The sequence below is a fragment of the Actinoallomurus sp. CA-150999 genome (assembly GCF_050942425.1).
Lineage (GTDB): Bacteria > Actinomycetota > Actinomycetes > Streptosporangiales > Streptosporangiaceae > Actinoallomurus.
Genome location: NZ_CP192063.1, coordinates 8,212,253 through 8,233,693 on the forward strand (window position 1 = coordinate 8,212,253; position 21,441 = coordinate 8,233,693).

Genomic DNA, 21,441 nt, shown 5'->3' on the forward strand with positions numbered 1-21,441 from the left:
GGGTACTCAGGAGCGACGGACGGTAGGGTCGGCGGCCCGCAGCAGGAGGCGGAGCAGGCCGTCGAACGCGAAGCCGAGCACGGCGATGACGATGATCCCGCTGAAGATCAACGGGGTCTGGAGATAGTTGCCGGCCTGGAGGATCAGGAAGCCGACTCCCCCGGTGGCGGCGATCATCTCCGCGGCGATGATGCTCGTCCAGGCGCCGCCCATCGCGATCCGCATGCCGGTGATCACGCCCGGGACGGCGGCGCGGAGCCGCACGTGCACCATCGTGTAGAAGGAGGACGCGCCCAGGCTCCGGCTCGCGTGCAGCAGTTCGACCGGCACGGCGTCGAGCGCGCCGAGCGTGGCGATCGTGATGACCGGCAGCACGCCGAAGAACAGCAGCGCCACCTTCGACGTCTCACCGATGCCGAACCAGACGACGAGCAGCGGGATGAACGCGATGGGCGGCAGCGGCCGTACGACGGTGAGGATCGGGTCGGCCAGCTCGCGGATCACGCGGACGCCCGCCATCGCCGCGCCCAGCACGAGTCCCACGGCCGTGCCCAGCCCGAAGCCGGCCAGGATCCGGCCCGTACTGATCAGGGCGTCCTGGACGAGGGTCTTGCCCTGCACCTCCGGGTACGGATGGGTGAGGTAGTGCACGAGTTCGCGGACGGTCTGGGAGAGCGTCGGCAATGTCACCGGATCGCCGATGACGACCGCCGCGACCTGCCAGACGGCGAGCGCCAGCAGCAGGCCCGCCGCGCCGTACAGCACCCGACGCGGCGACCGCCGCCTCCGCTTCGCCTGCGTGACCGCCGGGCCGGCAGCCTCCGACGCGCCGGGCTGTTCCTCCCCGGGAGCCTTCGGCGGCAGAGGCGCCTCGGTCCCGTCCGGACGGTTCGCGGCGAGGGTGTCCACGGGTTCGCCGGTCATTGCTCCAGTACCTCCCTGATGCGCCGCTTGGCGGTGACGAATTCGAGCGTCTCGGTGTCCTCGTAGGCGCGAGGCCGCGGCAGCGGGATGTCGACGATCGCCTTCGTCCGGCCGGGCCGCCCGGACAGCACCGCGACCCGGTCGCTCAGCAGCGTCGCCTCCTCGACGTCGTGGGTGACGAACACGATCGTCATGCGCCGCCGCTGCCAGAGTTCGAGCAGGAACCGCTGCATCCCGGCGCGGGTGATGGCGTCCAGCGCCCCGAACGGTTCGTCCATGAGCAGGACGCTCGGATGGTTGATCAGCACGCGGGCGAACGCCGCCCGGTGCCGCATGCCGCCCGACAGTTCGTGCGGATAGGCGTCGCGGAAGTCCGTCAGCCCGACGGTGTCCAGCAGCGCGTCGGCCTCCGCCCGGGCCTCCGGCGTGAGCGTGCCTCTGGCCCGCGGGCCGTACAGGACGTTCTGCCGCGTGGTCAGCCAGGGGAACAGCGTCGGCGTCTGGAACAGCACCCCGCGGTCGGGGCCGGGGCCCTCGACCGGCCGGCCGTCGACCAGCACCTGACCGGAGTCGGCGGACGTGAAGCCGGCCAGGATGCCGAGCAGCGTCGACTTGCCGCATCCGGACGGGCCCAGCAGGCACAGGAACTCCCCGGCCTCGATGTCCAGGCTCACACCCTCGAGCGCCCGGGTCTGCCGGTGCCGTCGGCGGAACGTCTTGCCCACGTCGCGGAGCCGTACGGCGGCCGGCCGCTCGGTGTCCCGCCGTTCTTCGACGACCGTGCTCGGCTCCCGCCCCTCGGCGCCCTCCGGGGACGCGACTCCGGGACGGTCGCGCACGCCGTGCTGATCGCCCACATCGGGCCCGTCGCCCACATCGGGACGGTCGCTCACGCCGGGACGGTCGCTTACGTCGGGACGGTTCATGAGCAGCCTCCCGACTGCGCCTTATCCCAGAAGCTCGGGTCGATGTGCGCGGCGATCGTGTCGAGGGACGGAACGGTCTTGGCACGGCCCTGGGTGACGAGGAACTCCGCGGTGCGCTGGAAGTTCGCGGCGAGCCGGCCGGAGGACGCCTTTCCGTCCGCCCCCTTGAGCCATCCGGTCTCCTCACCGGCGGGAATGTAGGGATAGGTCTTCGTGGCCTCGACGGCGTCGTCGGGCCGGACACCGAGGAACCGCGCCGCCGGGCGGACGTACTTCGCGGCCTGGTCCCCCTTCGCCAGCGTCTGGGCCTTGGAGATCTGGCAGACCAGTTGCTGGACCACCGGGCGGTTGCTCCTGGCGTACGGCGTGCCGACGGCGAGCAGGTTGACGGCGGCGTACCCCAGCTTGGCGATGTCCGACGCGGTCGTGAGCACGCGGCCGCCGTGCTTCTTCAGCTCGATCAGGAAGGACTGGCTGATGTAGACCGCGTCGATCTTGTGGGCCTTCCAGGCGGCGGCCTCGGCGGCCTCGCTGGCGAAGCTCGCGATCTGGACCTTGTCGGTGAGGCTCTGGGACTTCAGCCAGCCGCGCAGTTGGAAGTCGAGGGTGGAGCCGACCAGCACACCGATCTTTTTGAGGTCGCCATTGGACTTGATGGCGTCGCTCACCACGAGCCCGGACTCGTCGATGCTCTCGGCGAACACCACCTCGACGTCGGTGCCGGAGGAGAAGGCGCCCACGAACGGCGGATTGCCGACGCCCGAGACGACGGGGAAGGCATCGGCGCGAAGCTGGGCCATGCCGGCGACGCCGCTGTCGATCGGGCGTAGTTCGAGCTTGGCTTTGACGTGGGAGGCGAGGCCGGGATCGGCGGCGACGACGGCCTCGGGACCGGCGACGGCCCCCTGGAAATATCCGATCTTGAGCGTCGACGAGTCCGAGCTCGCGTGCGCCGCGCAGCCGGTGGCGGCCAGGGTCAGGGTCAGGGCGGCCGATAGGGATCTTCTGGGCATGAGGAAGTGCGCTCCTGTACGGGGCGGTGCCGCGCTCGAGGACGGGCCGTTCGCGCGGGAGAGGTGTTCGCGGACGATCGCGAGGTGGAACGCGGCCGCGTCGGACGGGGGGCCGCGGAGGGAGAGGGAGTCTGCCGAAGGGAGATCGTCAGCCGCGACAGCGGGCGGCGGCGACACGGACCAGGTCGACGTGCCGCCGGCGGGTGAGAGCGGGCCGGACGCGCATGAACAGATGCAAACACGCCGATACCAGGCAAGTCAACCTTCCCTACCAACTTAATCGGGAATCGATTCCTTCATCTGTGGGTAAAGACCGGGCCGGGGGAGATCAACGGATCGGACAAAGGACGACAGATGGGCATACCCCTGCTCGGCGACATCCGTGATCAGGCCGGTGGCCTCGACCGCGACCAGCGGAACGCGTTCCTCGCCGCGTTCCTCGGCTGGATGATGGACGCGTTCGACTACTTCCTTCTCGTCTTCGTCATCACCGAGGTCGCCAAGGACTTCGGCACGTCGGCGGAGAAGGTCACCGTCGCGACGACGCTGACCCTGATCGCCCGGCCGCTCGGCGCGTACCTGTTCGGGCTGTGGGCGGACAAGGTCGGCCGGCGGCTCCCCCTCATGGCCGACGTCATCTTCTACTCGGTCATCGAGCTGATCTCCGGGTTCTCGACCTCGCTGACGATGCTGCTCATCCTGCGCTTCCTGTACGGCATCGGCATGGGCGGCGAGTGGGGCCTGGGCGTCTCCCTGGCGATGGAGAAGCTCCCCGCGGAGAAGCGCGGCTTCTACTCCGGCTTCCTCCAGGTCGGTTATTCCGCGGGCTACCTCGTGGCGGCGCTCGCCTACTTCGCGATCACCCCGTTGTTCGGCTGGCGCGGCCTGTTCGTCTTCGGGGCGGTGCCCGCGCTCATCGCGCTGTACGTGCGCTACCGCGTGGGAGAGTCGGAGGTCTGGGAGCGCACCAACGCCCGGCTGCAGATGACGCGCACACCGCTGCGCAAGGTCTTCTTCGACCGGAAGGTACTGATCCGGTTCTTCTACCTCGTGCTGCTGATGACGGCGTTCAACTTCATGTCCCACGGCACGCAGGACGTCTACCCCACCTTCTTGAAGAAGGGGCTGCACCACTCCCCGCACTACGCGGTCGGCATCGCGGTGATCTACAACATCGGCGCCATCCTCGGCGGCGTCCTGGTCGGCACGCTCTCCCAGCGATTCGGGCGACGCCGGGCCATCGTCGGCGCGGCGCTGTTGGCTCTGCTCGTCGTGCCGCTCTTCGCCTACTCCAAGAGCACCGCGATGCTGGCGATCAGCGCGTTCCTCATGCAGTTCTTCGTCCAGGGCGCCTGGGGCGTCATCCCCGCCCACCTCACCGAGATGTCACCCGACGCCATCCGCGGCTTCTACCCCGGCGTGACCTACCAGCTCGGCAACCTGCTCGCCGCCATCAACCTTCCGCTCCAGGAACGCCTGGCCGACTCTCACGGCTACTCGTTCGCGTTCGGGGTCGTGGTGGCGCCGACGCTCCTGGCGGTGATCCTGCTGACCGCGTTCGGGCGTGAGGCGCACGGCGTGGAGTTCGGCAGCGCCCCGACCGCACCACCGGATGCCGGGAGTCCGGTCCAGGCCCCCGTGGCCGAACCCGGTCAGGCGGCGTCGTAGCGCTCGCGGGAGCGGGCGATGGCCGTGATGTGCTCCTCCGCCCACGTGCGGAGGACGTCCAGCGGGCCGATCAGGCTTCGGCCGAGGTCGGTCAGCGCGTACTCGACGCGGGGCGGCACCTCCGCGTAGACCCGGCGGCTGACCAGGCCGTCGCGTTCGAGGGCGCGAAGCGTGCGTGTGAGGACCTTCGGGGTCACTCCGCGCACGCGGCCGCGCAACTCGGTGAACCGCATACCGCCCTGCGCCAGGTGCAGGATGACCAGGACGCTCCACTTGTCGCCGATCCGGTCGATCACCTGCCGCGTGGGGCAGTCCGGGTCGTCCAGATCTCCCTTGACCGCGACCACCTTGGTATCCATAAGGACACTATAGGTCTTCAAAGACACTGATATCCGATGGAAATCATCCTCCCACCAGGCCCGTTGGAGGCAGCGAGACCGAATCGATCAGGGAGAGACCATGGCGAAGATCGCAGTAGTCGGCGCGACGGGGAACATCGGCGGCAGCATCGTGCGGGAGGCCCTGAATCGCGGCCACGAGGTCACGGCCGTCGTCCGCGACCCGGCCAAACTCGGCGACCGCCCGGAGGCGCTCGAGGTGGCGGCGGTCACCGACGTCTTCGACCCCAAGACGATCACCGAGACCGTCCGCGGCCACGACGTCGTCGTGAGCGCGCTCGGCGGCGCCGGAAAGGACGCGGGGGTCTACCAGCGGGCCGCCGAGACGTACGTCGAGGCCCTGCGCGGCCTGGGCGACGAGGCGCCGCGCCTCATCGTGGTCGGCGGCGCGGGCAGCCTGGAGATCGCGCCCGGCAAACGGCTCCTCGACCTTCCGGACTTCCCCGAGGCGTACCGGCCGGACGCCACCGCGCAGGGCGAGGCACTGGCCTACTACCGCACCGTGTCCGACGTGAAGTGGACCTACTTCAGCCCCGCCGCGGAGATCGGCCCCGGCACCCGTACCGGCGGCTACCGGACCGACGCCGACCGGCTGGTCACCGACGCGGCCGGGGACAGCCGCATCTCCTACGAGGACTACGCCGCCGCCCTGGTGGACGAGATCGAGAACCCGCGGTACATCGGCGCGCGCTTCACCGCCGCCGCCGTCTGATCCCTCGTATTCCCGCCCGAACGCGGCCGGTCGCCCGGCGAGGCGACCGGCCGCGCCGTACGGCGGTCACCACGGCACGGGTCCCTGGTCGTTGAAGAAGCCGCCGGTCGGGCCGTCGGCGGAGAGCGTGGCGAACTCGACGATGACACGGACGCCCTCCGCGACGGTGCGCGTGCCCTGGTGGCCGGTCATGTCCGTCGCCGTGTAGCCGGGAGTGACCGCGTTGATCCGGATGTGCGCCAGCGCGGGGTCCGCCGCGAACGCCCGCGCGTACTGGAGCGTCAGCATGTTCAAGGCCGTCTTCGACGTGCTGTACGCGAGCCGCCGGCCGGCGTCGCCGCCGAAGTCCGTGCCGTCACCGGTCAGGGCGAGTGACGCGGTCGTGCTGGAGACGTTCACGACGCGAGGCGCGTCGGCTGCTCGGAGCAGCGGCAGCGTGGCATGGATGACGCCGACCGCCGCAAAGACGTTGACCTCGAAGACCTCCCGCATCCGCGTGGCCGTCACGCTCACCGCGGGCGTGTCGGCTGTCGCGCCGGCGTTGTTGACCAGGACGTCGAGCCGCCCGTGGTCGCGTCGCAGCCGGTCGGCGACGGCCCGTACGTCGGACGGGTCGGTGACGTCCAGGGGGACCGGCGTCACCGCCGCGCCGTCGTCCGCCAGGTCACGAGCAGCGGCGGCGCCACGATCGGGGTCACGACCTCCGAGGTAGACGGTCATCCCGAGGTGCGCGAGCCGCCGCGCGGTCTCCTTCCCCAGCCCCTTGTTCGCGCCTGTGACCAGGGCCACTTCGGCCATGCCCATGACATCTCCCCTCCTCCGGAAATGATACGGCGTGTATCTCAAGATACAATTCGTATCACGATATACGGGCTGTATCATCGCGGTGTGCCAGAGTCCCACCTCCGTCCGCCCAGCGCGGGCCTACGCGCGGCGGGCGTCGAGCGGACCCGTCGCAACCTCCTCGCCGCCGGACGCCGGCTCCTCGTCGAGCAGGGCTATCACCGGCTCAGCCTGGAAGACGTCGCCGCGGCCGCCGAAGTCACCCGCGTCACGATCTACCGCCGGTTCGGGTCCAAGCTGGGACTCCTGGACGCCATCGCCGAGGACCTCGCCCAACGTGCCCAGCTCGTCACCGCGGTCGGCGACGCCGCCGCGCTCGCCGACCCCGTTGCGGCGTTCCGGGCGATGGTCCGCGAGTTCTGCCGGTTCTGGGACACCGATCCGGACCTGTTGCGCCGGCTCGTGAGCCTGTCCGCCGTCGCGCCGGAGGCGCAGCGGCTGATCGACGACCGGGAACGGTGGCGCTACGACCAGATCTCCGGCTTCGTGCACCGCCTGGCCAGGGCGGACCGGCTCCACCCGGCGTTCGACGAGGATCACGCCGTCGCCGCCATCGGAGCCGTCACCGGTTTCCCGGCCTGTGACGCCATGGCGAGCCGGCTCGGCGTCGGCCTCGCGGACCTGGGCGGCTCACTGATCGCCCTGCTCGCCGGCGTGGTCCGCCTGGAGTGACGCACCCGACCCGCCTGCGGATCCGCCGGTCTTGGAACCGTCCAGCGGTGCCGGGTCCTGGTGCGGGGACGCGCCGGGGCGCGGTTTCGGCGTCCTGCCCCTGAGCGTTCGCAGCTGCACATAGAGTGCATGCCTGACGAACGCCGAGAGAACGACGAGTGCCGGAAAGGGTTGGTGCTCCACGACGGTCGGACGGTACCGTCGCTCGGCCGTTCCCGGCCGCGCCATTCGCGTATCCGCCGAGGTACGGCAACAATCGATGAGTCTTGTCCGTGGACACCGAGGAGAACGATGCAGGAGGTCTGGCCGGGTACCCCCTACCCGCTGGGTGCCACCTGGGACGGTGCCGGCACGAACTTCGCGCTGTTCTCGGAGGTGGCACAGCGGGTCGAGCTGTGCCTGTTCGACGAGGACGGCGCCGAGACGCGCTACCCCCTGCCCGAGGTGGACGGCTTCGTCTGGCACGGCTACCTTCCGGGGGTCGGTCCCGGCCAGCGGTACGGCTATCGGGTCCATGGACCGTACGAGCCGGCGGACGGCCACCGGTGCAACCCCGCCAAGCTGCTGCTGGACCCGTACGGCAAGGCCGTCGAGGGCGACGTGCGGTGGCACGAGTCCCTCTTCTCCTACCGGTTCGCCGCCCCGGCGGAGCTCAACGGCGAGGACAGCGCCCCGTACATGCCGAAGAACGTGGTGATCAATCCGTTCTTCGACTGGGGCGACGATCGCGCGCCGCGGACGCCGTACCACGAGACGGTGATCTACGAGGCGCACGTCAAGGGCCTCACCGAACGGCATCCGGACATCCCGGAGAGCCAGCGCGGCACGTACGCCGGGCTGGCCCACCCGGCCATGATCGAGCACCTTCTCGGGCTGGGCGTCACGGCGATCGAGCTGATGCCGGTCCATCAGTTCGTCTCCGAGCACGCGCTGGTGGCGCGCGGTCTGACGAACTACTGGGGCTACAACACGATCGGGTTCCTCGCCCCGCACAACGCCTACTCCTCGTCGGGGCAGCTCGGTGAGCAGGTGCAGGAGTTCAAGGCGATGGTGCGGACCCTGCACGAGGCGGGCATCGAGGTGATCCTCGACGTGGTCTACAACCACACCGCCGAGGGCGACCACCTGGGGCCCACGCTCAGCTTCCGCGGGATCGACAACGCGGCCTACTACCGGCTCCGCGACAGCGACAAGCGGTACAACCTGGACTACACCGGCTGCGGCAACAGCCTCAACGGCCGGCACCCGCACGCCCTCCAGCTGATCATGGATTCGCTGCGGTACTGGATCACCGAGATGCACGTCGACGGGTTCCGATTCGACCTGGCGTCGGCGCTGGCGCGGGAGTTCCACGACGTGGACCGGCTGTCGGCGTTCTTCGACCTGGTCCAGCAGGACCCGATCGTGTCCCAGGTGAAGCTGATCGCCGAGCCGTGGGACGTCGGCGAGGGCGGCTACCAGGTCGGCAACTTCCCGCCGCTGTGGACGGAGTGGAACGGCAAGTACCGCGACTCGGTCCGCGACTTCTGGCGCGGCGAGCCGGCGCTGCAGGAGTTCGCCTCACGCATCACCGGCTCCAGCGACCTGTACGCCGACGACGGACGGCGCCCGCTCGCCTCCATCAACTTCGTCACCTGCCACGACGGGTTCACGCTGAACGACCTCGTCTCGTACGACCACAAGCACAACGAGGCGAACGGCGAGAACAACCGCGACGGCACCGACGACAACCGCTCCTGGAACTACGGCACCGAGGGCGAGACGGACGATCCGGCGATCAAGGCGCTGCGCGTCCGGCAGCGGCGCAACTTCATCGCCACGCTGTTCCTGTCCCAGGGCGTGCCCATGCTGTCGCACGGCGACGAGCTGAACCGCACGCAGCACGGCAACAACAACGCCTACTGCCAGGACAACGAGCTCGCCTGGGTCTCCTGGGACGGCGACGAGGACCTCGTCGACTTCGTTCGCACGGTGTCGCGGCTGCGCAGCGAGCATCCGGTGTTCCGGCGGCGGCGGTTCTTCCAGGGGCGCACCCACGGCGGCGAGCTCGACGGGCAGCGCGACATCGGCTGGCTCACGCCCGCGGGGGCGGAGATGACCGACGCGGACTGGAACATCGGATACGCCAAGGCGGTCGCGGTGTACCTGAACGGGGAGGCGATCACCGAGCCGGACCCACGCGGACGCCGGGTCCGGGACGACTCGTTCCTCCTGCTGCTGAACGCGCACTCCGACGGCATCGTTTTCCGCGTTCCCGATGAGCGCTTCGGCGAGCGGTGGGAGGTCGTGCTCGACACCGCGCTGCCGAAACCGGCCGAGCGCGGACCCGTCAAGGCCAACGACCGGCTCGAGGTCACCGACCGGGCTCTGGTGGTGCTGCGCCGGATCGTCCCGGGCTGAGACCGGTCCGGCCGGTGCCGGAGGCCGTCAGCCGCGGCTGACCCTGATGGCGGTGAGCAGCACCAGCACGAACGTCGTGATGGCGACCGAGCCGTGGGCGAGCACGGCGATCAGGGGAAAGTTCTGCTCCGCGCCGCGCGCGTGCCTGCCGCCGCGTCCGGTGAGCCACCGGGTCAGCAGGGTGAAGCCGAGCATCGCCACGACCGCGAGCGCGCCGAAGGCGCTCCACGCGTAGACGGTCTGGGCGGTGAACAGGAACTCCACCCACGTCGCCAGTGCCACGACGGCGAGTGCGGGATGGCCGAGGACCAGGACGGCGGGAAAGCGGGTGATCTTGGTGGCCTGCTGCCGCAGGCCGCCGTTGGCGAGCCAGATGATCAGGAGGTAGGTGCCTGCGACAGCGGCCAGTATCCACATCACCAATGCGGCGATCCCCAAGCCTTCACCCCTCTTAACCGTCGTCCCACAACAAGTCTCGCTTAAACGACGCTGCGTCAATAGCGCGATCACGTCACGAACCGGCCGCTGTGCCACCCTTGGTGACATGCGACGACTAGAGCCATCCGATCTCGCCGAGCTCACGGAGGCGTACGCCTATCCGGAGACCACGCCGTGGCTCCGGGGCAACATGGTGGCCAGCGCGGACGGCGCGGCGACGTTCGAGGGCAAGTCGGGCGGTCTGGGCAGTGCGGCCGACCGGCGGCTGCTGTCCCTGCTGCGCGGGCTGGCCGACGTCGTCGTCGTGGGCGCCGGGACCGTCCGCGGCGAGGGCTACGGCGCCGTCCAGCCCCGCGACTGGTGGGGAGACATCCGTACGGGCCGCGCACCGGCGCCGCCGCTGGCCGTCGTGTCGCGCTCGCTCGAACTCGACTTCGACGCCCCGCTCTTCACCGAGGCGCTCAGCCCCACGATCGTCATCACCTGCGCGTCGGTTCCGGACGACCGGCGCCGCGGCTGTGAGAAGCACGCCGAGGTGATCGTCGCCGGCGAGGAGACCGTCGACGTCGCCGCCGCGCTGGACGCCCTGGCCGAGCGGGGCCTCACCCGCCAGCTGACCGAGGGCGGTCCGCGGCTGCTCGCCCAGTTCGTCGCGGCGGGGCGGCTCGACGAGCTGTGCCTCACCGTCAGCCCGCAGATCACGGCGGGCGACGCGGCCCGGATCATCAACGGCCCGGGTCCGGCGTCGACGCCGCTGCGCCTCGGGCACGTCCTGGAGGAGGAGGACTTCCTGTTCCTTCGCTATACCCGAAGGTAGGAGCGGTGGGGCGGCTGTCGTAGGCGTGGTCTATAACGGGGGGATCGTCTTCCCACTGAGGGGGTCAGGTCATGGAGCTTCCTGTGAGCCCGCCGCTGGCACCGATGCTGGCCAAGGCCGTCAAGGAGTTGCCGCGGGGGGATCTGCTCTACGAGCCGAAGTGGGACGGGTTCCGGGCGGTCGTGTTCCGGGACGGCGACGAGGTCGCGATCTACGGCCGTAACGGCAAGCCACTCGATCGTTACTTCCCGGAGCTGGTCGAGGGCTTCCGGCGTGAGCTGCCGGAGCGGTGCGTCCTCGACGGGGAGATCGTCCTGCGGAAGGGGCACGTCCTCGACTTCGAGGCGCTGCAGCAGCGGATCCACCCGGCCGCCTCGCGGATCAAGCTGCTCTCCGAGGAGACGCCGGCGAGCTTCGTCGCCTTCGACCTGCTCGCGCTCGGCGACGATTCGCTGATGGAGACCCCGTTCGGCGACCGGCGCGGCCGGCTCACCGAGGCGCTGGGCGGTGCGAAGGCGCCGGTGCACGTCACGCCCGCCACGGACGCGTACGACGAGGGCCTGCGCTGGTTCGAGGAGTTCGAGGGCGCGGGGCTGGACGGCGTGGTCGCCAAGCCCCTGACCGGGCCGTACGAGCCGGACCGGCGGGCGATGTTCAAGGTCAAGCACGACCGCACCGCCGACTGTGTCGTCGCGGGCTTCCGCTGGCACAAGTCCGGCCCGATCGTGGGCTCGCTGCTGCTCGGCCTGTACGACGGGGACCGGCTCCAGCACGTCGGCGTCTCCGCGTCGTTCCCGATGAAACGCCGTGAGGAGTTGGTGAAGGAGCTGGAGCCCTACCGGGTCGCGGACCTCGCGGGGCACCCGTGGGCCGGATGGGCCGAGCAGACCGAGGCGACGGCCGACCGCATGCCGGGCGCGATCAGCCGGTGGACCGGCAAGAAGGACCTGTCGTGGGTGGCCCTGCGGCCGGAGCTCGTCTGTGAGGTCGCCTACGACCAGATGGAGGGCCGCCGATTCCGTCACACGGCGCGGTTCCGGCGCTGGCGGCCGGACCGCACGCCGGAGTCGTGCGGCTACGACCAGCTCGAGGTCCCGGTGGCGTACGACCTGGACGACATCCTCGGCGGCTGACCCGCCAGTACGCCCGGCGGGCACGCGCGGCGTCGACTAATGCATCTTGTCGCTATTGACGCATTAGCAAGATGATCGCTATAACTAATGCATCATCCATGATGAAGGGCATTAGTCATGCCGCTGCTCCCGGTCGCCCGTATCGCCCACCGCCGGATCGACGTCGACGGCGTCCGCGTCTTCTACCGCGAGTCGCTGCCCGACCGGCCCGACGCGCCCGCGCTGCTGCTGTTGCACGGCTTCCCGTCGGCCTCACACCAGTACCGCCGCCTGATCGACGCGCTCGGCGCCGACTACCGGCTCATCGCCCCCGACTACCCCGGGTTCGGGCACACCGAGGCACCCGAGGACTTCACCTACTCCTTCGACCGGCTCGCCGACGTCGCCGAGGGGTTCGTCCAGCGGCTCGGCCTGTCCCGATTCGTCATGTACGTCTTTGACTTCGGCGCGCCGGTCGGGTTCCGCCTCGCCGAGCGGCACCCCGAGTGGATCGCCGGCCTGATCGTCCAGAACGGCAACGCCTACACCGAGGGCCTGTCGGACGTCGCCCGCGACTTCATCGCCCTGCGGCCCGGCACGCCCGGCGCGGAGGACACCGTCCGCGGCCTGCTGACCCTGCCCGGCACCCGCGGCCAGTACGAGACCGGCGTCGCCGACCCCGAACCGCTCGCCCCGGACGGCTGGACCCTCGACCAGCACTTCCTCGACCTGCCGGGCCGCAAGGACGCACAGGTGGCGCTGGCGTTCGACTACCACTCCAACGTCGAGCGCTACGACCGCTGGCAGGCGTGGCTGCGCAAGCGCACTCCCCCGACGCTGATCACCTGGGGCGTCGGCGACCCGTTCTTTCCCGAGCCCGGCGCCCGCGCCTACCTGCGCGACGTGCCCGACGCCGAGCTGCACCTCTTCGACACCGGGCACTTCGCCCTCGAGACCCACCTGCCGGAGATCGCCCCGCTCGTCGCCGGTTTCCTCGACCGCGTATCGGGCGTCGCCGCCCGGCGATGACGACCACTTCTCCGAAACCCCAACCAAGCGTACGCTTGGCTAGGTTTGGATCGGCGGTCATGCGCGGCCGGTGGTGTGCGGAGAAGGGATCACGATGCGGGAATTCTCGAACCTGATCGGCGGCGAGCTGCGCGGGACCGATCGCATGCTCGACTCGGTCGACCCCGCGACCGGGACGGTGTGGGCGAGGATCCCGCGCAGCGCGGCCGATGACGCGGACGCCGCGGTGGCCGCCGCCCGTGCGGCGTTCCCCGCCTGGTCGGCGATGCCGGCCGCCGGCCGGGCGCACGTCCTCCGCAAGGTCGCCGGCGTCTTCGCCGCCAACGCGCGGGAGCTGGCCGAGCTCGAGACCCGCGACAACGGCCGCATCATCACCGAGACTTCCAAACGCGACGTGCCCGGCATGACGTACCTGTGGCAGCTGGCCGCCGCCGAGTGCGCGACCGCCGTCGAGGGCAAGACCGTCATCCTCGGGCCGGGCAGCATGGGCTTCACCCGCCGGATCCCCTACGGCGTGGTCCTCGGGATCATCCCGTGGAACTCCCCCATCTCCACGTTCTCGGCGAAGGCCGCGTTCGCGCTGGCCGCCGGCAACACCGTCGTCATCAAGCCCGCCGAACAGGCGACCGCGTCGACGCTGCGGCTGGGCGAGTTGCTACGCGAGGTGTTCCCGCCCGGCGTGCTCAACATCGTCTCCGGGCTGGGCGAGGAGGTCGGCGACGCCCTCGTACGCCATCCCGGCGTGAACCGGATCAGCCTCACCGGCTCCACCGAGACGGCCAAGCTGATCACTCGGGCCAGCACGGACGCCCTCAAACCCCTCGCCTTCGAGCTCGGCGGCAAGTCCCCCAACATCGTGTTCGCCGACGCCGACCTGGACCGCGCGGCCCTCGGCGTGACCACCCAGAGCGTCTTCACCGCCAACGCCGGCCAGGTGTGCGTGGCCGGGTCACGGATCCTCATCCAGCGGCCGATCTTCGACGAGATGATCGACCGGATGACCGCCATCGCCCGGGGTGTCCGCCTCGGCGACCCGCTGTCGGAGGAGACGACGATGGGCCCAATCGTCTCCGCGGAACAGTTCCAGCGCGTCACGGGCTACTTGGAGATCGGTGCCAAGGAGGGGGCGAAGCTGGTGTTCGGCGGGCGCTCGGGCGCCGAGATCGTCGACGAGGCGTACGCGGGCGGCTACTGGGTCGAGCCGACACTGTTCACGACCGAGGACAACGGGCTGCGCGTCTGCCAGGAGGAGATCTTCGGCCCGGTCGCCGTGGCGCTGCCGTTCGACACCGAGGAGGAGGCCGTCGCGATCGCCAACGACTCGGCGTACGGCCTCGCGGCGGGCGTGTGGACACGTGACCTGGGCCGCGCGCACCACATGTGCCGGGACGTCGAGGCCGGCACGGTCTGGGTGAACACCTTCCGGAAGATGCCGCCGGGCCTACCGTTCGAGGGCCTCAAGGACAGCGGTTACGGCCACGACTCCGTGCTGGCCAACACGCGCGAGAAGAGCTGCCTCATCGAGACCTGAGCTCAGCTGTTCTTCAGCACTCGCAGGGGTCGCGGCGCTCAAGCGCTCGAGGTATCGAGCCGGGCGGCCAACGCATTCGCGTGGCTCGTGAACCGTCTCGACGTCGTGGTGTATCGGTTTCAGTTGCTGCGCGGATGACTTTCTCGACAGGCGCGACGTCAGCGATTACGGAGCATTCGGTGACGTCGGGTCAGGCGGGTTGACCAGGCGGTGTTGGTAGGCCAGCGCGACCAGCTGTGCGCGGTCTCGGGCGCCGAGTTTGGCCATTGCCCGGCTGATGTGGGTTTTGGCGGTGGCCTGGCTGATGGACAGGGACACGGCGATCTCGCCATTGCTCATGCCATGCGCCGCCAGCCCGGCGACCTCTCGCTCCCGCCCGGTGAGCTGGGCCAGCGCTCCAGGGTTGACCTGGCGGGTGGAGGCGTGGTCGACAAGCCGCGCGATCAGCCGACGGGTCAGGCCGGGCGATAGGAGTGCTTCGCCACCTGCGACCACCCGGATGCCCTGCAGCAGTTGGCCGGGATCGGTGTTTTTGATCAGAAACCCGCTGGCGCCGGCGTCCAGCCCCTCGATGACGTATTCGTCGTGATCGAACGTCGTGAGGATCAGCACGTGCACGCCCGCGAGGTCGGGAGCCTCGGCGATCTGGCGGGTGGCGTCCAGCCCGTCGACACCTGGCATGCGGATGTCCATGAGGACGACGTCGGGGTTGGTCTGTCGGGCCAGGTCAACCGCTGCGGCACCGTCGGCTGCCTCGCCCACCACGATCATCTGCGGCTCGGCGTCGATGAGGACCCGGAACCCGGCACGGACCAACATCTCGTCGTCGGCGATAAGGACCCGGATCGGCTCGGTCATGCCTGACCAGCACCCGGTGCTGTCGGTGGTCGTCGGTGTCCGCTCGTCCTGGTCACGCATGGTTCCGGTTGGCCGGTCATTGGCGGGCGCATGTCGTCATCATGCCTGGTCTGGGGTGGGTATCACACACCGCACCTGGAAGCCGCCGTCGGGGTGCGGGCCGGCGGTGAACTGCCCGGACAGCGCCACGGCCCGTTCTCGCATGCCACTCATGCCGTGCCCATCCTTACCGTTGGTGTCGCGGTGACCGGGGTCGACGGCCGACCCGTCGTCGCGGATCTGGATGACCAGCTGCGCGGGTTCGTAGCGCAGGTCAAGCCGGACGGTGCGGGCGCGGGCGTGGCGCACGACGTTGGTCAGCGCCTCCTGGATGATCCGGTAGGCGGCAAGATCAACGGCTGCGGGCAACGGCCGGGCGCTGCGGTGGATGTTCAGCTTGGGCTGGACGCCGGCCGCCCGAACCGAGTCCAGCAATGTGTCGAGCTGGTCGAGACCGCCGCGGGGTGCCCGGGGCTGGTCGGGCTCGTCGCCGTCGGCGCGCAGGATGCCCAGGATGGTCTTGACGTCGGTCAACCCCTGGTCGCTGATGTGCTTGATCGTGCTCAGCGCCTCCACCGCCTGAGTGGGTCGCGTGGCGATGAGGTGGATGCCGACACCGGCCTGAACGCTGATGCTGGCCATGGTGTGGCCGAGGACGTCGTGCAGTTCGCGGGCGATGCGCAGCCGTTCCTCGACCACGCGGCGGCGGGACTGCTCCTCGCGGGTCTGGGCCTCACGGGCAAGCTGAGCGCGGGTGGCCACCAGCAGTGCCCGGTTATATCCGACCGCCGTGCCGGCGGCGCCGGCGGTGACGGCCATCCACACGGCGTTGCCCTTGATCCCGGCCGGCGCGGCGGCGCCGAAGGCCACGTGGATCGCCACCAGCGCGGTGAGCGCGGTCACCCCCACGCCGGCCAGCCCCCACCGCCACCCGCGTAGAGCCGCGAGGGTGTAGCAGGCGATCAGCGGGGTCAGCGCGATCAGAGGGCTGGGATAGTGGCCGGCAGACCAGGCCAGGGCGACCGCGCTGAGGACGACCAGCACCGATCTCGGGTAGCGGCGGCGCAGCGCCAGGGCGCCGGCCACAACCCCGACGAGCCCGACCGCCACGGCGTCGAGTGGGCGAGGGTTGTCGATCCACGGGAGTCTCGCGCCGGTCCGGCTGCCGGCCAGCACCAGAACCAACAGCGCCACGCCGAGCCCGACGACGGCATCGGTGCGGCTCGGTGCGGCCTGGCGCACGGTGCTGAGCATCTTTGGCGTCTGCATCGCGCGACATTCTGGCGGTATCCGCTGGTCATGCGCATCCGCCGTCAGCGGTGCTCTGACCTACCCCTCTCGGCGTGCCGGTCTACCGCACAGGGATGACCTACTCCGGCGGAGTGAGCCACGAAACACGACCACCAGCCGACGCGAACTGCCTGCACCTGCCGCCACGATCAGTTCGTGACGAGCACCAGCGAGGAAGAACCGATGGTGGCGAAGCGGGCAAGGACACGACGCCAGACCGAAGGCGGGTCGGCGGCCAGGCGAATCGGTAGAGGCATCCCGGCGGTGGAAGCACCGGGCGATTCCACGAGGTTCACTGCGCCTGCGGCGACGCTACTACCGGAGAGTGGCTGGGAACTGCGCGTCGGCCGGGGCAGCCAGGACCGCGTGGCCCTGGAAGTGCACACCGGCGACGGGCTGATCGACGTAGCCGTCGCCGACGGTCTCGGCGCGGCCCTCGTCCGCGGCGCCGTACGGGGACGGCGGTGGTCGGTGGCCTGGGGGCAGCTACCGCGCGGTGGCGACGTGCTCGTGGAGTTCCGCTCCGGGAATTCGATGCGCCGCGTCCCCGCGATCACGATCGCGGGGGCCTTCTGGGCGGCCGAGGTGCCGGGGCGGTTCCGCTCGGTCGTCGTCACCACCGCCGCCGACCGGGCGTCATTCCGCCTGCGCCGCTTCCGGCAGCACGGGACCGCGAGACCCCGCCCGCAGGCGTCGTAGCGGGCGTCGACGTAGGCGTAGACCGCTCACGGCTTCGCAGCCGACAGCAGCACGACCACCCAACGCTCAAACGACTTGAGGAGTAGATGATGACAACCGAGGCTCCCCACACGGATGGAGCTTTGGCGGGACTAGCCCGATTCTGTTATCGGCGCCGCCGCCTAGTGCTGCTGGCCTGGATCGTCGGCATGATCGCCGTTGCGTTCGTCGGCTTCGGCTACGGCGCCGCCCCCGACAACGACTTCTCCGGCGGAAACTCCGGGTCCGCCAAGGCGCAGGCACTGATCGAGAAGCACTTCCCTGAGCAGCAGGGGGACACGCTCACTCTCGCGATCAAGGCGGACAAGGGCATCGACGACCCCGCCGCCCGGCTGAGGATCGAGAAGGTCATCGCCGATCTGGCCGCCTCACCCGTTACTGGACCGGTGACCTCGCCGTACCAGGACAAGAACCTGGTGACCAAGGATCGCCGTATCGCCCGTACGACTATCCCGCTGACCGACAAGGAGGCGAAGAAGACCAAGGTCAAGCCCCTGGTGGACACGGTCAAGCAGTCCTCCGGAGACGGCGTGACGCTGGGGCTGGGCGGGGAGCAGGCGGAAAAGGCCGAGACACCCAGGCAGGGTCCGGGCGATAGCGTGGGCGTCCTCGCGGCAGCGGTGATCTTGTTCATCGCCTTCGGGTCACTGGTGGCGATGGGCCTGCCGATCGTGACCGCACTGATGGCGATCCTCGGCGGCATCGCCCTGACCAAGCTGTCGGGGTATCTCGCTCCCGCGCCGGACTTCACCGTGGTCTTCGCGGCACTGATCGGGCTCGGTGTCGGCATCGACTACGCCCTGTTCATCGTGACCCGCTACAAGGACAGCCTCCAGGACGGCGACGATCCCGAGAGCGCCACCGTCAAGGCCATCACCACCGCGGGTCACGCGGTGCTGTTCGCCGGCACGACCGTCGTGATCGCCCTGCTGGGTCTGATCACCATGGGACAGAGGCTGATGACCGGGGTGGCCATCGGCGCGTCGGCGACCGTGCTGGTGACCATGATCGCCGCAGTGACCCTGCTGCCGGCGTTCCTGGGCTTCATCGGCCACAAGATCAACTCGCTGCGGCTGCCTCGCCGTACGTCCCGCCGGCGCGCGTCCATTGGTGGCCCGGCCCCAACGCGCCGTACCCCCGCCGAGCGCTGGGCCGGCATGATCCAGCGCAGGCCATTGGTCGCTGCGGTACTGGCCGGCGCGGGCCTGCTGGTGCTGGCCGCTCCCGTGCTGTCGATGCGCCTCAGCCTGCCCGACGCCAGCGTGCAGCCCCACGGCAGGAGCAGTTACACCTCGCACAAGATCCTCTCCGAGGGCTTTGGCCCCGGCTACGGCGCACCCCTGATCTTCGCCACCGAGGCCGGCTCCAAGGATGAGCTGCGCCCCGTCGTCGAGGCGGTCAGCGCGACCCAGGGCATCGCCTACGTCACGCCGCCCCAGGTCAGCAAGGACGGAATGGCCGCCACCTTCACCGCCTTCCCCAAGACCGGATTCCAGGACGAGGCGACCACGCACCTGGTGCACAAGCTCCGCGACGACGTGCTGCCCAAGGCACCCGCCGGCGACAAGGTCTACATCGGCGGCCCGAACGCCGCCGCGATCGACTATTCCCAGGAGACCGGTTCGCGCCTGCCCCTGATGATCGCGGTCGTCATCGCGATGTCCCTGGTGCTGCTGATCGCGCTGGTCCGATCGGTCACGATCGCGCTGCAGGCCGCCGTGATGAACCTGCTGTCGATCGGCGCCGCCTACGGCGTGCTGGTCGCGATCGTGCAGTGGGGATGGTTCGGCTCGGCCCTCGGTTTCCCCACCGCCATGCCGATCACGACCTGGGTACCGATGATGATGTTCCCGGTCCTGTTCGGCCTGTCCATGGACTACGAGGTCTTCCTGATCTCGCGGGTCCGTGAGGAGTACGAGCACACCGGCGACACCCGGACCGCCGTCACCCACGGGCTGGCACGGACCGCCAAGATCATCACGGCTGCGGCCGCCATCATGATCGCCGTTTTCACGACCTCTCTGCTCGGCCCCGACGTCTCGATCAAGCAGGTCGGCCTGGGCATGGCCGTCGCCGTGCTCATCGACGCCACCATCGTCCGAATGCTGCTCGTCCCCGCGGTGATGGAACTGTTCGGCAAGATCAACTGGTGGATGCCCGGCCGCCGGGCGCCAAAGACGACCTTGACCGCACAGGCGGGGGTCGGGGAAAGGGAAGAGGCCAAAGTCTGACTCATGGTCGGCCTCGTCGAGCAGTCCGGCCATGCCGCATTCAGGTGCGCGGCGGCGGACATGGACACCCGTATCAGCTACCTGTTGCCCGTCCTCACCCAGACACCGGAGGCTCACCCATGACCGCACCCGACCAGTACGCCAGCGTCCGCTACCTCGTCGACGACGTCCAGGCAGGCATCGACTTCTACACCACCCACCTCGGCTTCACTCTCAATACCAGCGCCGCACCCGCTTTCGCCGACGTCGTACGCGGGCCGCTGCGACTGCTGCTGTCCGGACCCGCGAGTTCCGGTGCCCGCGCCACGCCCGCCGAGAACGCCGTCGCAGGCCACAACCGCATCCACCTGACCGTCGACGATCTGGACGCCGAGATCGCCCGGCTGCGCACCGTGGGCCTGCCGTTCCGCAGCGACATGATCACCGGCCCCGGCGGACGCCAGATCCTGCTCGCCGACCCCGCCGGCAACCTGATCGAACTATTCCAACCCGCCGACCGGCCCGCGGCACCCACACGCTGACTCACGAGCGCTCCGACCGCCGTCCCGTCCGTGCTGTTCGTCTGTGTGCACAACGGCGGCCGATCCCTGGAGCGAGGTGTTCGCGTGACCACGGGCCCGGTCCGCATCACGGTTCCGGCAAGCGAGCGGTACCGGCCTGTTCAGGCGACATCCGGACCATGCGGGATTCCGGCAGGCTCCCGCCAGTGAGGGATGAGGAAGACATGCAAAAACAAAAACGTCGATCAACCGTGGCAATCTTGGTGTTCGGTGCGGTGCTGGCCGTCGCGGCGTCGTCCGCGGTCCCAGCGACCGCCAAGACCGGCTCCGGCCCAGCGGGCACGGGCAGGGTGGCGGCGGCCACGGCGGCACCCGCCTTCCCGACGTTCGTACATCTGCCGGCCGATCAGGCGGCGCATCCGAACGCAGCCCAGGAATGGTGGTACGTGGTCGGCCACGTCAACTCCCATGGCCATCGGTTCGGCTACGAGGTCACCATCGGCAGCGGTAAGGCACCGCAGGTCATGTTCGCGATCACCGATAAGACGACCGCCACGTTCTACACGGAGACCAAGAGTTACTCGCCTGACCAGGCTGGTTTTTCCACCACCGGGCTCGACGTACGCACGCCATCGGCAACGCTGTCCGGGCCGATGGATGCGATGCGCCTGCACGCCGAACTGCCGGTCGGCGAGATCGATCTGACCCTCAGCGCGCGGGGACCCGCACTGTACAACAACGGAACCGGGCTGATGCCCTTCCTCGGCGGCACGAGCTACTACTATTCCCTGCCCAGCCTGGCGACACAGGGAACGCTTAAGGTGAACGACCACACCTACCCGGTGACCGGCGAGTCGTGGTTGGACCGCCAGTGGGGTACCTGGGACTGGAGCACCATGAAGAAATGGACCTGGATGGCCCTGCAACTGTCCAACGGCGACCGGGTCAACCTCTGGGACCTGTTCGCTGAGGGGAGTGAGTTTCCCTACGCGACCGTGCTCCGTCGGGACGGAACTCACGAGATTGTCGCGGTGAAGCCGCTCGCCGATGGCACCTCCGGCTTCTGGACCAGCCCGACCACAGGGAAGCGGTACGGCACCCGTTGGTCCGTGAACATTCCCGCGCTGGATGCCGGCCTCACCGTCGTCGCCCAGCCGCGGGGACAGGAACTCCAGGGGGCATTCGGTGGCGTCTACGAAGGCGCGAGCAGCGTCACCGGACGCTACCGGGGCAAATCAATCATCGGGCAGGCATACGTCGAACAGAACGGCAACTGGCGATAGCGCTTCAACAGTTGCCCAT

21 protein-coding genes are annotated in these 21,441 nt (G+C 69.6%); 12 read left to right on the forward strand and 9 right to left on the reverse strand.

What is annotated here, in order from left to right; all coding sequences use genetic code 11:
- Positions 1 to 6: 6 nt before the first annotated feature.
- From ACQP2O_RS37935 to ACQP2O_RS37950, 4 genes are all read right to left on the reverse strand, one after another.
- Positions 7 to 924 carry an ABC transporter permease gene (locus ACQP2O_RS37935; protein WP_433173764.1) on the reverse strand — a complete coding sequence of 306 codons (918 nt, stop codon included), beginning with the start codon at positions 922 to 924 and terminating at the stop codon, positions 7 to 9.
- Positions 921 to 1,817, reverse strand: coding sequence for an ABC transporter ATP-binding protein (locus ACQP2O_RS37940; protein ID WP_433173766.1), 897 nt, complete (start codon positions 1,815 to 1,817; stop codon positions 921 to 923). The genes ACQP2O_RS37935 and ACQP2O_RS37940 overlap by 4 nt, the downstream gene beginning before the upstream one ends.
- 29 nt (positions 1,818 to 1,846) lie before the next feature.
- Positions 1,847 to 2,863: an ABC transporter substrate-binding protein gene (locus tag ACQP2O_RS37945; protein WP_433173768.1), complete on the reverse strand. Its 1,017-nt coding sequence runs from the start codon at positions 2,861 to 2,863 to the stop codon at positions 1,847 to 1,849.
- A gap of 148 nt (positions 2,864 to 3,011) precedes the next feature.
- On the reverse strand, positions 3,012 to 3,089 hold the full coding sequence (locus ACQP2O_RS37950) for a putative leader peptide (protein WP_360890854.1): 78 nt from the start codon (positions 3,087 to 3,089) through the stop codon (positions 3,012 to 3,014).
- Positions 3,090 to 3,217: 128 nt separating this feature from the next.
- Between ACQP2O_RS37950 and ACQP2O_RS37955 the strand changes: the two genes are divergently transcribed.
- Positions 3,218 to 4,531, forward strand: coding sequence for an MFS transporter (locus tag ACQP2O_RS37955; protein ID WP_433173770.1), 1,314 nt, complete (start codon positions 3,218 to 3,220; stop codon positions 4,529 to 4,531).
- On the opposite strand, the gene ACQP2O_RS37960 is transcribed toward ACQP2O_RS37955, so the two are convergent.
- Positions 4,516 to 4,890, reverse strand: coding sequence for a winged helix-turn-helix transcriptional regulator (locus ACQP2O_RS37960; RefSeq protein WP_433173772.1), 375 nt, complete (start codon positions 4,888 to 4,890; stop codon positions 4,516 to 4,518). The genes ACQP2O_RS37955 and ACQP2O_RS37960 overlap by 16 nt on opposite strands.
- A 100-nt stretch (positions 4,891 to 4,990) precedes the next feature.
- Between ACQP2O_RS37960 and ACQP2O_RS37965 the strand changes: the two genes are divergently transcribed.
- Entirely contained in the window at positions 4,991 to 5,641 is a 651-nt protein-coding gene (locus ACQP2O_RS37965; RefSeq protein WP_433173774.1) for an NAD(P)-dependent oxidoreductase, read from the forward strand.
- 66 nt (positions 5,642 to 5,707) lie between these two features.
- On the opposite strand, the gene ACQP2O_RS37970 is transcribed toward ACQP2O_RS37965, so the two are convergent.
- Positions 5,708 to 6,445: an SDR family NAD(P)-dependent oxidoreductase gene (locus ACQP2O_RS37970; RefSeq protein ID WP_433173776.1), complete on the reverse strand. Its 738-nt coding sequence runs from the start codon at positions 6,443 to 6,445 to the stop codon at positions 5,708 to 5,710.
- Positions 6,446 to 6,529: 84 nt separating this feature from the next.
- Here ACQP2O_RS37970 and ACQP2O_RS37975 point away from each other — a divergent pair, with 84 nt between their 5' ends.
- Positions 6,530 to 7,156, forward strand: a complete 627-nt coding sequence (locus ACQP2O_RS37975) for a TetR/AcrR family transcriptional regulator (RefSeq protein WP_433173778.1) — start codon at positions 6,530 to 6,532, stop codon at positions 7,154 to 7,156.
- Positions 7,157 to 7,447: 291 nt separating this feature from the next.
- The gene (glgX, locus tag ACQP2O_RS37980; RefSeq protein WP_433173780.1) at positions 7,448 to 9,556 is read left to right on the forward strand and encodes a glycogen debranching protein GlgX; all 2,109 of its coding nucleotides are present in this window, start codon (positions 7,448 to 7,450) and stop codon (positions 9,554 to 9,556) included.
- A 27-nt stretch (positions 9,557 to 9,583) separates the two neighbouring features.
- Here the strand turns inward: glgX and ACQP2O_RS37985 are convergent, their stop codons facing one another.
- Positions 9,584 to 9,994 carry a hypothetical protein gene (locus ACQP2O_RS37985; RefSeq protein WP_433173782.1) on the reverse strand — a complete coding sequence of 137 codons (411 nt, stop codon included), beginning with the start codon at positions 9,992 to 9,994 and terminating at the stop codon, positions 9,584 to 9,586.
- 106 nt (positions 9,995 to 10,100) lie between these two features.
- On the opposite strand from ACQP2O_RS37985, the gene ACQP2O_RS37990 reads away from it, so the two are divergent.
- From ACQP2O_RS37990 to ACQP2O_RS38005, 4 genes are all read left to right on the forward strand, one after another.
- Complete coding sequence (locus tag ACQP2O_RS37990; protein ID WP_433173784.1) at positions 10,101 to 10,811, forward strand: pyrimidine reductase family protein; 711 nt, start codon at positions 10,101 to 10,103, stop codon at positions 10,809 to 10,811.
- 71 nt (positions 10,812 to 10,882) lie between these two features.
- On the forward strand, positions 10,883 to 11,944 hold the full coding sequence (locus tag ACQP2O_RS37995; RefSeq protein WP_433173786.1) for an ATP-dependent DNA ligase: 1,062 nt from the start codon (positions 10,883 to 10,885) through the stop codon (positions 11,942 to 11,944).
- 117 nt (positions 11,945 to 12,061) lie between these two features.
- Positions 12,062 to 12,952, forward strand: coding sequence for an alpha/beta fold hydrolase (locus ACQP2O_RS38000; protein ID WP_433173788.1), 891 nt, complete (start codon positions 12,062 to 12,064; stop codon positions 12,950 to 12,952).
- Between the two features lie 94 nt (positions 12,953 to 13,046).
- Positions 13,047 to 14,483, forward strand: a complete 1,437-nt coding sequence (locus ACQP2O_RS38005; RefSeq protein WP_433173790.1) for an aldehyde dehydrogenase family protein — start codon at positions 13,047 to 13,049, stop codon at positions 14,481 to 14,483.
- Positions 14,484 to 14,648: 165 nt separating this feature from the next.
- Here the strand turns inward: ACQP2O_RS38005 and ACQP2O_RS38010 are convergent, their stop codons facing one another.
- Positions 14,649 to 15,341 (reverse strand): response regulator, encoded by a 693-nt coding sequence (locus tag ACQP2O_RS38010; protein WP_433173792.1) that lies wholly within the window; start codon positions 15,339 to 15,341, stop codon positions 14,649 to 14,651.
- Between the two features lie 99 nt (positions 15,342 to 15,440).
- Positions 15,441 to 16,649 carry a sensor histidine kinase gene (locus ACQP2O_RS38015; protein WP_433173794.1) on the reverse strand — a complete coding sequence of 403 codons (1,209 nt, stop codon included), beginning with the start codon at positions 16,647 to 16,649 and terminating at the stop codon, positions 15,441 to 15,443.
- Between the two features lie 177 nt (positions 16,650 to 16,826).
- Between ACQP2O_RS38015 and ACQP2O_RS38020 the strand changes: the two genes are divergently transcribed.
- The 4 genes from ACQP2O_RS38020 to ACQP2O_RS38035 all read left to right on the forward strand — a co-directional run bounded on the left by ACQP2O_RS38020 (position 16,827) and on the right by ACQP2O_RS38035 (position 21,422).
- Positions 16,827 to 17,369: a hypothetical protein gene (locus tag ACQP2O_RS38020; protein WP_433173796.1), complete on the forward strand. Its 543-nt coding sequence runs from the start codon at positions 16,827 to 16,829 to the stop codon at positions 17,367 to 17,369.
- 188 nt (positions 17,370 to 17,557) lie between these two features.
- Positions 17,558 to 19,639, forward strand: coding sequence for an MMPL family transporter (locus ACQP2O_RS38025; protein ID WP_433173798.1), 2,082 nt, complete (start codon positions 17,558 to 17,560; stop codon positions 19,637 to 19,639).
- A gap of 119 nt (positions 19,640 to 19,758) precedes the next feature.
- Positions 19,759 to 20,160 (forward strand): VOC family protein, encoded by a 402-nt coding sequence (locus ACQP2O_RS38030; protein ID WP_433173800.1) that lies wholly within the window; start codon positions 19,759 to 19,761, stop codon positions 20,158 to 20,160.
- 185 nt (positions 20,161 to 20,345) lie between these two features.
- Positions 20,346 to 21,422 carry a lipocalin-like domain-containing protein gene (locus tag ACQP2O_RS38035; protein ID WP_433173802.1) on the forward strand — a complete coding sequence of 359 codons (1,077 nt, stop codon included), beginning with the start codon at positions 20,346 to 20,348 and terminating at the stop codon, positions 21,420 to 21,422.
- Positions 21,423 to 21,441 lie beyond the last annotated feature (19 nt).